The organism is Dictyobacter sp. Z7_2 (genome assembly GCF_057551105.1).
Genome location: NZ_BAAJPE010000002.1, coordinates 2,270,011 through 2,283,157, shown reverse-complemented (window position 1 = coordinate 2,283,157; position 13,147 = coordinate 2,270,011). Strand labels below are relative to the sequence as shown.

The following is a 13,147-nucleotide window of genomic DNA, read 5'->3' as shown; positions in this document are numbered from 1 at the left end:
TGTCACAATAGAAACTGTATATTTTAACCACAATCCAGAAAGAGAAACACCTCCAAATTATTTTTCTTTCATATCTTTGTGGCTCGTGGTCTTCCAGACATACGATAATTATGCAGTGCTATCAGCCGCTCATGCGGCCAGCGAAGCTTACCCGACACAATCAAAAGTAGGAGTATGAGGATAAATCTATGCGTGACATTACTATCTTCAGTGGCAGCGCTCATATAGAGTTAGCCAAGGAAATAAGCGCCTCACTGGGCTTACAACTTTCACCGACCCATATCCAGCATTTCAGTAACGATTGTCTGTATGTTCAGATGAATGAGAACTGCCGGGAGAGTGATGTCTACTTAGTACAGCCACTTGTGACACCTGTCCAGGAAAATTTGATGGAACTGCTGCTAATGTTGGACGCAGCACGAGGAGCATCGGCGGCTCGCCTGACGGCGGTCATCCCCTACTATGCCTACGCTCGCTCAGATAAAAAGGATGCTCCACGTATTTCGATCGCGGGCCGACTGGTCGCCGATCTTTTACAGACGGCCGGAGCGAATCGTGTCATCACTGTAGCGCTACACGCTCCGCAGGTACATGGATTTTTCAGCGTCCCAACCGACCATCTTAACGCTCTAAACGTGCTGGCACAACATTTCCGTCGCTATAATCTGACAAACGGCATCGTCGTCTCTCCCGACCTGGGCAACGCCAAATCTGCCACCGCTTTTTCGCGTCTGCTCAACCTGCCAGTGGCAGCCGGCAGTAAAAAGCGTATCAGCGATGATAAAGTCATCATTGACAGCATTGTAGGAGACGTCTCAGGAAAAGACGTGATCATTCTCGACGACGAAATCGCCAACGGCGGTACGGTTGTCGAGATCTTGCAACACGTACGCACACGCGGAGTCGGACGCATCTTCGTAGCCTGTACCCATGGATTATTTACCGGCAAAGCCATCGAGCGGCTACGACAACAGACCGATATCGAGGAGATTGTGACGACAAACACCGTCCCAATGCCACCCGATAAATCTCTACCCAATCTGACCGTCCTTTCACTTGCTCCATTGATAGCCGAAACCATCCGCCGCAACCACAACGGAGAATCGGTCAGCAGCCTCTTCGATAACGTCTAAAACGTAGCGTCGTGCCCAAGGGCACGACGTCCCAGTGGCTCGTACGAAACAGCAGGATCTCGGCGAGCTACGCCGGGGTGCCTGACCGTACGTCGAGTGGGACATCGTGCCCTTGGGCACGACGCTACGGTGGCGAGAAAATGAAGAAAAAAAGATGCAGGCAAAAAACTTCCGTTTTTGAATCAGGCAAAAGAATGTTGTTTGTAGGAACCACGAAAGCAAACCACAGTAGTACTACTTACTTTTGGGGGACTGAATGATCGACTTAAGTGATCCCACGCTTCATGAGCGTTTGCACCGTCGGACAGCTGAGGGACGCTACGAAATAAATGAAAGTGAGCTTGTTCTCAATATCCGTACACAGCAAAGTGCCGGTAATCATACGGGAGTACGTTATCTTTGTGAGATATTAATTGCGCGTTGTGGGCCTATGTTTCAGCGCCATTCACAAGGATTACGCCATCGACCAGATTTAAGAGAAGAAGCGATCGCGAATATGGGTCTGCATCTGTTGCGCGAGGCCCAGGATCCCAGTGAGATATTTATTACACAGAATTTCATCCATTATTTGCGCTGCCTGTGCGCCGATGAATTTAACCGCGTCCTTCGTCAAGAGGGATTAGGCTATCGACGCGATGCCGAAGGGCGTCCCATGGGACGCCCGCAGCATGTACCAAGCGCTCTCGTTGATCCGCTGCGCACAACAGCTGTAGACGAAGAGGGCCAGGCAGTCTCAGATGTAGCAGATCCGCAAGATCAATACGAGGAACTGCACGCCGAGGATGAAAGTCAGCGTATTCTGACCTATTTGCGTGATCCTCTTGACCGTAAGATCATGGTCTTACGCGCCATAGAGGGGCACAAATGGGATGATATCGCGGATGTGTGTAAGAAAACTGAACGTACAGTGCGGCTACGCTATGAACGAGCACGCGCTTACCTGCGTGAATGTGTCATCAATGAACAACATACGGCAGCATTCCAGCAGTAATCAACCAACCAACCACAAGGGGAACGGAAAGGAAGGAGTTCTGCAATGAACACTCCCGAATTACGCGCATTGAAGATGGCATGGGTCGCCGCAAAAGAGGCCGGCGACAAAGAGGCTCAACTACGTCTGCTGCGTGAGAATCCAGTCCAACAAGATGAACTCATTGAGTTCATCGCTGGATATCATGCCACAGGCGGTAGTGAAGAGGTCGAGCAGGAAGAAGGTCTCCTTCCAGTGACACAACGTGCCATTCAAAATGTCCTGGAACGCGCCTTTGAGTCCCGAAGCGCCTTCTCTACACTGACAGAATTACGCAAAAGCCGTAGCCTGAGCAAGCTCAAAGCTGCTCAGGGGCTACGCCTCAGCGTGGATGTCTGGGATAAGTTCGAAAATGGAGCCATTGAGTTCGTGAGCCTGAGCCAGCAGCAGCTAGAAAGACTCTCACAATTCTTTCAGGTCAGCATAGAACAATTTAGCAACCTGCTCAACAACAGCCAGCCCGCCGTAAATTTTAATCGCCGCCAGACAGGTCCGGGAACACAAAAAGCTCAGCATGGTCCACAAAAACAAAGTTTAGCCGAAGCCATTGCTCGTAGCACGATGACTAAAGAAGAGAAGGAATTCTGGGCTGAGTAAAAGTTACTAGCAACCGCACACCCTTTCATGGTATAGAGATACTTTATCGATGTTATCCATAGGTCACGCTCGTCTCACGGTGCAGAGCGAGTAGCGTAACCAACATAAGAAACACCTTTGAACCAACCCGGTGCAAGAGTTAGTCGTCCATCAACAAACCTGGGCATAAAGCCAGTCAGTTCCCGAAGCTGAAGCTTGTTCTGTGCGAGAGATGTGCGGATCTCGGCTGGCTTGATAAATCGATGATAGTCGTGAAGTCCTGGCACAAGGCCTTGCTTTTGAAAGAAGCGTTCGCCGATCCAGATCAAAACCAGATGGGATAGGAGTGTACGATTGATGGTGTCAAAAATAAAGATACCGCCAGGCGCGAGGACGCGTGCGATCTCGCGCATAGTGGCCTCAAGATCGCTCACATGTTCCAGGACATCCAGGCACACAATAACAGAGAAGCTGCCCGTAGCGTACGGCAAAGACTCGGAATAGCCACAGTCAAAGGTGGCAGACTGTCCCAGCGCCGCCTTCTGGATATAGTTACGAGCGGAGTGCAGCGCTTTCTCAGCAGGATCGATCCCGATCACAACCGCTCCACGGCGAGCCAATTCGTGGCAGATCAAGCCGCCACCACATCCAATTTCAAGAAACTCCTGCTGGCCAAATGCATGCTTGCCAAAGACGGCATCGACACGTGACTCAATATAGTCACAGCGATCAGCCGTGATACGGTTGAGCAAATTACTCTGCTCATACCAACCATAATGAGAAAAAATGTCAGCCTGCGAAGATCGAAATGAAGCCATTGCCTTTATTCCTTATGGTGATACTACAGGACTACGAAAGCTCAAAGCCAGATATGCTCATGTACTCATAGTGTAATCAATTTAGAAAGTAGATACCATAGAAACTCCACAGGATCTGACCTGAGCCAATCTTACAGCCCGAGCCTCTGGAGTGCGGCGATAATAAATGAGATAACGTAAGGCAAAATAAGTGGCAAAATGATCGGTAGAAGCACAGTTACAGCAGCACTGCTTAATGTGCTCGATTCCAAAGGCCAGACAGTAAATGAATTGTAGACCAGATCATAACGCTTCTTGAGTGTCTCCAAGTAGAGAGTTTCAGCCGCGACATCTTGCGTTTTTGCGGACAAAGCCAGCATCAGTGCCTGCTGATATTCAAGCTCCAAAGGTTGCAACATCTCACCGCGAGCTCTTACCATCATACGATGAGGAAAGATCAGCCAGCCGATGAAGAGTGCCGGGACCAGCAAGATATAAATAGCAGCCAGTAAAAATACTTCTGAGAACGTAAGTCCGCCCACAGTACGCGCAAGTATCAGAGCCGCAAACAGGAGTGCCATCAGGAGCATCAGGCTCACACATAACCAGAGTAGACGTTCAAGGCTGCCAAGTGCACCAGAGCTGCCGGAAGAGGCGGGCTTAATCTGAAGTTTGAAGAGATAGAAGAGACGGTTCACAAAAATTAAGGTTAAGACCAACCGTATCACACTCATACCCGTTGCAAACATCAAGGGGATATAGAGAATCACTACAACAGCTCTTACTTCCAATGAGAGCAGATTATGCCCGGCAGGTAATTCGCGCAAAAATACTCTGTAGAAGATGTAAATAATGATGACAGTTAGTATTGCTACCATCCACCGATAACTATCCATCCAGGAGACCAGGCGTTCCTTAAAATGTGCATATGCATCTTTATCAGCAGGATTCTGCCGATATTCACCGATTACACCATCGGTATAAAGTGTGTTAAAGGTTTTTGCAATGGCATCGGGAATCAAATTGTAGGCAAAAAAAAGGAGAGGAAAAAGAATAAACGTCTGAAGCAGCATGCTAGAAATATTGCCCGGATTATGACCCGATGGGTATTGATTTCCCCAGAGCAACCACCATAGCAGATAAACAATTCCGGGAGGAAATATCGCGCCCACACTAATCCAAAGGTTACTCAGATGTAACCTTTCCTTGAGCAAAAACAATAATGGGTCGTGTCGATAGAGTTGGCGTGCAGATAAAGTCATATCCGCCGTTGCGTGCACGTCATCTTTTTGCGCTGCTACTGCGCTTGCTTCCATGCCATTACTCCTAAACTATGATAGACACACTCGAATGTTTTGTATTATAACGATTGAAGATGTTGACCGTCTATTGGTTACAGATTTCTTTGACAATTTAACGGGCCAGGTTTAAGATAGAGAAAAATTGGGGATTGCTATGTTGCTTGATACTCGTTTGAATCCGCAATCAAACACGTCGCAGCTAGAGCAGGACATGGCAATGGCCATTGAGAGCTTACTATATGTGGCGGGTCGTGCTCTGGAACGCGACGAACTGCGCAAATTGCTTTCCAGCAGCGCAGAGCAGGTCGATGTAGCGCTCCAGTTGCTGGAGAATGATCTCAGACAGCAGAAGCGAGGCATACGCCTCCAGTGTCAGGGGGATTCCATACAGCTTGTAACGGCCCCAGAGAGCGCTAAGTATGTCGCAGCGTTTCTAGGGCTACCGATGACCGCTAAGCTGACTACAGCCGCTCTAGAGACGCTCTCAGTGCTTGCCTATCGACAACCGATGACGCGTAGTCAGATCGAAGCCATCCGTGGAGTCAATAGTGATCGAGCGCTGGCCAGCCTCCTGCAACACGGTCTGGTCACAGAGATCGGTCGTGCCCAGACAATTGGACGACCCGCACTTTTTGCCACAACCGCAGACTTTCTACAACAATTTGGTCTCACCACCCTGGCAGAGCTTCCCGGAGTAGCTCTCAACACAAAAGAATAAGGAAGACATCATTATGCGCATCGGTCGCCACATGCCCACCAACTCAAAACCAATCAAAGCCGCCCTCAAAGCACAGGAGATCGGTTGTGAGGCAATTCAGATATTTGCCAGCAATCCCACAGCGTGGCGGCCACCAGCAGACGATCCTCAAGCATGCGCCGAGTTCGCCGCGGCGGCTATTCTCTGCCAGCTTGATCCAGTCGTCTTACACGCCCCCTATCTGATCAATCTGGCATCCGATGACCAGGCCAATCGGGAAAAATCGATCGCCCTGCTCACCTGGACCTTGCAGCGCGGAGCACTCCTGGGGGCTCGTTATGTCGTTTTCCATACCGGAAGTCATCGAGGAGCAGGCATCGAAGCTGGTATCACACACATCGTCCAGGGAATCGAACGTATTCTGCCCCAGACGCCCGAAGCGGTAATGCTACTCCTGGAAAATGACGTCGGTGCCGGAAATTCGCTCGGACATAGCTTCGACCATCTTGCCTCCATCCGTGCACAGCTTCCACACTATCAGCAGCGCGTGGGTTTCTGCCTGGACACGGCACACCTCTGGGGAGCAGGATATGATATCTCAAGCGCACCGACAACACGCCACGTGTTAGAGCAAGCAGACCAGGCTTTGGGACTAGAAAATGTCAAGGTTATTCATCTGAACGATACAGAGAAGGCCCTGGGTAGCCATCGCGACGTCCATGCTCGGCTCGGCGAGGGGCTGATTAGTCCAGAAGGATTACAAACATTTCTGCAAGACCCTCGCCTGGATCACGCAAATGTGTTAATGGAGACTCCTATCAAGCTCGATGAGTCGGAAAAAGAGGATTGGGATAACGATAGCCAGCAGATAGCAAAGGCGAAAGAATTGGCAGGCCGTCTGATCATCCCCGGGAGTACTCTTACATGAGTGTCAAGCGAAGCGAGGACACCGTAGCGTCGCACGCTCGCGTGCGATGTCCCTGTGACTCGTATGAGACAGCTGGCTCTCGGCGTGCAACGCTGGGGTGCTTGATCGTACGTCGAGTGGGACATCGCACGCAAGCGTGCGACGCTACGAGGTCTTTCTGCAAAAGATGAATCACACCCATATATTCCCTGTATGTCATGGAAATGTGGTGCCGGTAGGAGACGACACCACATTTACTTCGGATGTAGCGGGCGAAGTTGACGGCACTGGACTTAGTACTGAATCGGTAGCTGTAGGCAGAACATCTGGAGTGGCCGGCGTCGGTGTAGCATTCACACTAAAAGTTACCACGACAGAAACACTGCCTACTGCGGCTCCCGTCGTTGAATCGGTAGCCTTAATCAGAACTGTCGCCGCATACAGTCCAGCATCGATACTGTTACTATCGGCATTGAGCGCGATAGTCATACTTGATCCTCCCTGCAAAAGCGTTCCTGATGCCTGGGAGAGCGAAAAGCCAGGACCTAAATCTTCTTCTACACTAGCAGTCCAATTCAGGGGAGCATTTCCCGTGTTGCTGATCAGTATGGCTTGCGAAATTATCCCTACGACATTCGTATTTTGCGCCGCCACGCTGGCACTCAATTGGGGCACTCCCGGGATGCTGGCATCGACGGCAACGGTTTGCGGGCTACCGATAATCGCCATACCAGCGTCAAAAGCGGATAATGAGACAGCATCGCTGTACTGGTTGCCAGCTGGCAGGCTGGTAGTATTCGCTGTGACGGTAAATGTGGCAGCATGTCCACTGGCAACGACTGCCGATACCGGGAGCACTGTAAACCATTTGCCCGCCCCAAACACGGGGGTGGCGTTGATTGTAATAGCACCACTACACGTTCCCACAGCCCCGACGGTAAAGGTCTGTGAGCTAGTTGACGATGCCGGAAAGGTCAACAGTGACTTTGAGACCGTCTGCAAGGCACAGGGAGGCTGGACAGTCAAAGAGACTGCAATGGTTTTCGAGCTGACAACTTGATTGGTACTGCTATCCCGAGCGCTAATGGTGACGGTTCCTTGATAGCTACCTGCCACTAGCCCGGCCAGATTCACACCGATAGGTGCCGTCGCCGATTGATGAGGGGCAACCACTCCCGATGTCGATACGGCTTGCAGCCAGGACCCTGCGCTCTTTGTAACCGTGCTGACACTCCAATTCAAGTTATGACTACAGGTTGGACCAGCGGTCAGCGTAATATTTTGAAGCGTACTAGAGATCGCAGTCGCGTTGGTGCCATAGAAATTCAAAGTATTCGGCAAGATCTGAAGAGAACACGCCGGATTTAAGACAAAATTGACTGGTATATTTTGTGGGCTGCCAGGAACTACATGTCCGGCGGTATCTGTGCCAGTAATGGTGAGTAATCCCGTATATTGGCCAGCCGCAAGCGTGGATAGCGAATTAGCGATCACGTTTAAGGCAACCGATTGATGTGCAGCAAGCTGGCCGCTGGTTTTCTCGCTTGCGAGCCAGTGCGCGGTTGAAAAAGTTGAGGCCGCCATCTTCCAGATCAGTGTACTGGCCCCTGTATTGGTGATCTTTACAGTTTGAGAGAGCGCAACTCCGCTATTAGCGGTAGAGGTATAAGAGATAACAGACTTATCGATACTCAATCCTGGATCAAATTGCGTGCCGCGTGTCACGTTGACTAAGATAACTTGCGTGCCATGGCTGTATGTAAAAGTTATGGAACCTTTTTTAGAAGCTCCTGGTGCCATACCAGTGGTATCCACGCTAACCAGAGGTGATGATGGCGTAGAACCAACCTTCTGATCAATCGTCAACCAGGAATCATTGCTACGGGCACTCCAGCTAATAGGAGCCGAACATCCCGCCGTTTGACCAATCGTCGCAATCTTAGCAGCCGGAACGATTTGTTGATAAGCACTGGTAAAATCCAATTCGCCAGGAGAGATAAGCAATCCACATCCCGCCGTGATCGTCACACTGACAAAGATCTGCTGAGGTGTGTGTAAGACGGCTTCAGAGCCCGTTCCACTAAAGCTGATCGTGGCATAATAAGTTCCTGGCAATAAGCTGGTATTATCAATTGCTACCTTTATCTCATCGCTCCCGGAGGCATTAATCATGCCTTGAGTAGCTGAGAGCGTCAGCCAGGATGCACTCGATGTGGCCTGCCAATGCAGAGGACCACCACCAGGATTACTGACAGTGATCACCTGCGGATCAGCATGCTTGACATTATCCACACCAGTAAACGCCAATACGGGTGGTGTCAGTTGTAACACGGCTTCGTGTACAGCTTGTAAGGACACCACCTGCATGTGTACAGGCAATTGACTATTACCTGCATTTGACGAGAACTTGATCGTGGCATCATAATCATCTGGTACCATATTGGCACGGTCGACAGCGACCATCACCACGACCGGAATATCGCTGGTCAGAGTGCCCCCCGTCGGGCTAAAAACAAGCCAGGGAGCCGACGAGGAGACCTGCCACGAAATCTGGCCAGCACCAATATTGGACAAGGTGACCTTTTGCATCGTATTGGTCGCCTGATCGCCAGAGCCTAGATCAAGCGAGGTCACCGACAGTTGTAAGTGAGCCGGCGGCAAAGGGCCAGAGTTGCCAATAATACTAATCGTGGCAGAGAGAGAAAGGTGTGTATGTGCATCCTCGGCAGTAATCATATGATGACCACCACCCCAATCGGCACGTACCACCACCATATCTTTCAGGTTGCCTTTATCATCTGCATCTATTGATGTATGTCCCCTGATGTCAACAATAGGGATCGTGCTATCAAGGAAGAGGCCAATCTCACCATTGGGAGTGAAACCGTTGCCCGTAAGTGTCAATTGTCGTCCTACGTTAACGTCGCCCGCTGGCTGGATCGAGAGCGATGGAGCCAGCGCTGCATGCGTCTGCTGCAATGATTCCACCATACCAAAGGCTCCACGGCCACTGAAGATAAAAAGTACAACGATAAATGCCCAGAAGATGGCTTTGGGGTGAGAGGTGAGACGCGAAAGCGAAAACCAGCCGTAGGGGATGTGACGCAATACCGGAAATGATTGCAATGGCTGACGCGGACGCGGCGGATAGGTCGCAATGGGACGACTCGGCGTCTCCACAACTTTTTGCCAGGTCAGTTGACTCTGCGGACCCTCAAAAGGCTCACCACAAAAAGCACAGGCTTGAGAGGTCTCAGCAGGTGAAGATGAAACTTGTAACTGTCTATAACATTGTGGACAATAGGTTCTGTTCAAAGATCGCTTGCCCCCCTACATCACGTTAAAGGCGGATACCCAATACATGAAGTGTACGGAAGAAGATGAATACTGTCAACTATCTTTTTCTAGATAAATCAAAGCTTTATTATCATAACGCTATGGCTGTCCAAAAATTGCATATCACCTATTAACGATAAAAAAAAAGAGACGGTCAGCGCAATGATAGCCTTTACGTACTGTGAGCATTCCTTACTTGACGCATATATCGTTTTACTCTAGGATGAGATGACAACTACGTGCCAACGTGCTGAAGGAGAAGAGTATGGAAGACCGTCAAGGTCAACAGCTAGGGAACTACAAATTATTACATCTTGTAGGCCAGGGAGGCTTTGCTGATGTGTATCTCGGTGAGCATATCCATCTTCGCACGCAAGCAGCCATTAAAGTACTCCAGGTTCGGCTTGGGGATAGCAATATACAAAGTTTTCTCAACGAGGCACGCACGATCGCACATCTGGTCCATCCATATATTGTACGCGTATTAGACTTTGGCGTACAAGAAAATGTTCCCTTTCTCGTGATGGATTACGCTCCTAATGGCACCTTTCGACAGCGTTTCTTACAAGGCACACCACTCCCAGAAACGCCGCTCGTTCCATATATAAAACAGACAGCCGCCGCACTACAATACGGCCATGATAAAAAACTTATCCATCGCGATGTGAAGCCCGAAAACATGTTGCTGGGTCTCAACGACGATGTTCTCCTCGGCGATTTTGGTCTGGCCCTCATTTCATATAATTCTATCTCGCGCTCGCTGACGGAGACGGCCGGAACCGCTGCCTATATGGCTCCTGAGCAATTGCAGGGAAAACCTCGACCTGCCAGCGATCAATATGCTCTGGGTATAATCGCTTATGAATGGCTCACCGGAAATTGTCCGTTTCAAGGCTCATTCTTTGAGATAGCCAGTCAACAGGTATTGGCGCAGCCAGCTTCGCTTCAGGAGAAGGCTCCCGGAATATCGGCGGAAGTCGAAAAAGTGGTCATGCGAGCCCTGGAGAAAGATCCTCAACAACGTTTCCCCAATGTGCGTGAATTTGCGTTAGCCCTGGAAGAGGCCTGCTTGCCCACAGAACAATATTCCCTGGATTTACCACTGAAACAAAATTCATCCACGAACAAAAATATTAATACATCAGCAAATTCTAACCTGAGTCTCAATCTATCGCTCAATCAAAACTTACAGCCAGCAACAGCGCAACAAAACCCGGCCAAACCAGTATTGAATACAGAAGCTTCATCCCTGGCTTTGTGGCAAGCAAACAAAGCGGCACCAACGACACCACCACCCGCAACTCCGCCGTTCCCGATCACAAAGCAACCAGCATCGCGTAATTCTATGGACAAGTATGCTCTATTTACTAATCAAGAATCGCAGCATCCAGATGGGGAACCAGAACAACTTTCGTTCAACAATAATGCCCCATTCTCGCTCAACTCCTTCTCGGCGGGACAGCCGCCGTATGTAACCACTTCCCAGGATCTGCCTTCACAAAAGAAAGTTCCAGCCTTCCCCACAGAATCTACGCCACCAGTGTTTATCCCTCAACCGCTCTCACCATCGCCAGCGAGGATCACACCAGATCCCATCGCAACGGGAAAAACGCCGTTTCTGGATTTCCCACCACTTTCACCAGTGCAGATGCCCGATGCGCAGGAGAGAGCATGGACAAGCATGCCACCGTTGGAAGCCAGGATATTTACTCCACCAGAGAATACTTATCTCAGCAATAGCCAGAAATTCAAAAGGACAACGCTGAGCCACTTAAAGGCGGTGGCCACGCCGATCTATAAGGATAATCATTTTCGGGCTGCCAATATGATCGTTATTCTGCTAGTCATGTTTATCATTGTGGCCAGCGGGATTGGAATTTTCGCGTTCTCGAATAACCAGAAGGCTATGCTCCAACAAAAGATCGCTGCCACCAGCGCAGCAAAGGCAAGCACAGCCAAAGCCAGCCAGACAGCCCTGGCGCTACAGGCTTCCCAGACAGCGATTGCCCAGGAGAATCCTTATTTAACCAGCAACGGCGGAACTCTGGTGTTTGATGATCCACTGACAAACAACAAAAACTCCTGGCAGGTGGGACCAGATGCGACGGGCTTTACGGCAGGCAAGTGTGCCGTCACCGATCAGGGATATCAAGTTGATGCTCCATCGGTAGCACACACGCCCTGTTTTCAAACTACGCAAACCTTTACAAACTTCACCTATCAGATAGACCTCACGTTTAGCGCGATCGGACAAAGCTATAGCGGCGGCGGGATTATCTTCCGTAGCAACAGTGATCTGAAACAGTATTATTATTTTGAAGTCTATGGAAGTGGCTACTATACTCTGCAAAAGTGCACTGAACTCAATTGTCTCAACTATATGGATGGCTATAGGTCAGGTAAACCGCTTATATCTTCTTTTAAGAAAGGCATCAATGTCACAAATACATTAGCCGTAGTCGCCAATGAGGATACTATTGATCTCTTCGTCAATAAACAAAAAATATCCGAGGTAACAGATCAGGTCAGTGCGCCCTACACATCCGGCTCTATTGGCGTAATGGCCACCGCCGGCAACAATCTGGGGGTGGATACAGCTGCCAATACGACCACCACTGCGATCTTCAGCAATGCCAAAGTGTGGAAACTTTAAAGAGGATGCAATGTACTCTGTAGCCAATTCCGAGCTTCACGCACATCCTCATGATTTATGTTATGTCCACCATTCATCCAATGCTCACTCACCTGAGCGCCAGCCAGTCGCAAGATCTGTGCCAGGCGCTCAGTCTGAGTTACAGGGACTAGCTCATCAGTCCGACCCGCGCTGATAAAAATAGAGGTGCCACGAAGGTCAGGTAACGACTCTGGGATGATAGTTACCATTGGACGTAGCAAGATAGCCGCTTTAAAAATCCCTGGACGCAGGAGTAGCATACTGGCGGCGATATTGGCTCCATTTGAGTAGCCAACCGCGATAATCTGTGAGGCATCAAATTGATAGGTGTGGCTGGCTGCCAGTACAAAATCTGCCAGCTCATCGGTACGTATCCTCAGGTCCTCAAGATCAAAGACTCCCACGGCGAAGCGACGAAAAAAGCGCAGCAATCCATCTTCAGAAACTTTTCCCCGCGGACTCAAGCGAGCAGCCTCAGGCATGAGCAAGCGTCCTAACTTGAGTAAGGTTTTTTCTGTGCCGCCAGTTCCATGCAGCAGCAGTAATGTCGGTCCAGCCTGCTGCACTTCAGCAGGGATGAACTGATGAACAAAATCGATAGTTGATGGATCAGGCTGGTCGTTGGTCATCCCTATTTTTCCTTATACATTCTTTGCAATGAAGCACTGGTTGATAAATACTTTTGATACCATCTGT

Annotated in this window: 10 protein-coding genes; 6 read left to right on the top strand and 4 right to left on the bottom strand. The window is 49.8% G+C overall.

Features of this window, described 5'->3' with window-relative positions; translation table 11 throughout:
- Nucleotides 1–188: 188 nt before the first annotated feature.
- The 3 genes from AC27N8_RS23000 (at nucleotide 189) to AC27N8_RS22990 (ending at nucleotide 2,760) form a co-directional block, all read left to right on the top strand.
- Nucleotides 189–1,133: a ribose-phosphate diphosphokinase gene (locus AC27N8_RS23000; RefSeq protein ID WP_487069732.1), complete on the top strand. Its 945-nt coding sequence runs from the start codon at nucleotides 189–191 to the stop codon at nucleotides 1,131–1,133.
- Nucleotides 1,134–1,389: 256 nt separating this feature from the next.
- Nucleotides 1,390–2,124, top strand: a complete 735-nt coding sequence (locus AC27N8_RS22995) for an RNA polymerase sigma factor (RefSeq protein WP_487069730.1) — start codon at nucleotides 1,390–1,392, stop codon at nucleotides 2,122–2,124.
- 45 nt (nucleotides 2,125–2,169) lie between these two features.
- Entirely contained in the window at nucleotides 2,170–2,760 is a 591-nt protein-coding gene (locus AC27N8_RS22990; RefSeq protein WP_487069728.1) for a helix-turn-helix domain-containing protein, read from the top strand.
- Nucleotides 2,761–2,834: 74 nt separating this feature from the next.
- Here AC27N8_RS22990 and ubiG read toward each other — a convergent pair whose 3' ends face one another.
- Entirely contained in the window at nucleotides 2,835–3,557 is a 723-nt protein-coding gene (gene ubiG, locus AC27N8_RS22985; protein WP_487069727.1) for a bifunctional 2-polyprenyl-6-hydroxyphenol methylase/3-demethylubiquinol 3-O-methyltransferase UbiG, read from the bottom strand.
- Nucleotides 3,558–3,688: 131 nt separating this feature from the next.
- Nucleotides 3,689–4,852 (bottom strand): hypothetical protein, encoded by a 1,164-nt coding sequence (locus AC27N8_RS22980; protein WP_487069726.1) that lies wholly within the window; start codon nucleotides 4,850–4,852, stop codon nucleotides 3,689–3,691.
- A gap of 139 nt (nucleotides 4,853–4,991) precedes the next feature.
- On the opposite strand from AC27N8_RS22980, the gene scpB reads away from it, so the two are divergent.
- The gene (gene scpB, locus AC27N8_RS22975; RefSeq protein WP_487069725.1) at nucleotides 4,992–5,555 is read left to right on the top strand and encodes an SMC-Scp complex subunit ScpB; all 564 of its coding nucleotides are present in this window, start codon (nucleotides 4,992–4,994) and stop codon (nucleotides 5,553–5,555) included.
- 13 nt (nucleotides 5,556–5,568) lie between these two features.
- Nucleotides 5,569–6,462 carry a deoxyribonuclease IV gene (locus tag AC27N8_RS22970; protein WP_487069724.1) on the top strand — a complete coding sequence of 298 codons (894 nt, stop codon included), beginning with the start codon at nucleotides 5,569–5,571 and terminating at the stop codon, nucleotides 6,460–6,462.
- A gap of 195 nt (nucleotides 6,463–6,657) precedes the next feature.
- Here AC27N8_RS22970 and AC27N8_RS22965 read toward each other — a convergent pair whose 3' ends face one another.
- The gene (locus AC27N8_RS22965) at nucleotides 6,658–9,756 is read right to left on the bottom strand and encodes a BACON domain-containing protein (RefSeq protein ID WP_487069723.1); all 3,099 of its coding nucleotides are present in this window, start codon (nucleotides 9,754–9,756) and stop codon (nucleotides 6,658–6,660) included.
- 286 nt (nucleotides 9,757–10,042) lie between these two features.
- On the opposite strand from AC27N8_RS22965, the gene AC27N8_RS22960 reads away from it, so the two are divergent.
- Entirely contained in the window at nucleotides 10,043–12,430 is a 2,388-nt protein-coding gene (locus AC27N8_RS22960) for a serine/threonine protein kinase (protein WP_487069722.1), read from the top strand.
- On the opposite strand, the gene AC27N8_RS22955 is transcribed toward AC27N8_RS22960, so the two are convergent.
- A complete protein-coding gene (locus tag AC27N8_RS22955; protein WP_487069721.1) occupies nucleotides 12,427–13,080 on the bottom strand; it encodes an alpha/beta hydrolase in 654 nt (217 codons plus the stop codon). The genes AC27N8_RS22960 and AC27N8_RS22955 overlap by 4 nt on opposite strands.
- Between the last annotated feature and the right edge of the window lie 67 nt (nucleotides 13,081–13,147).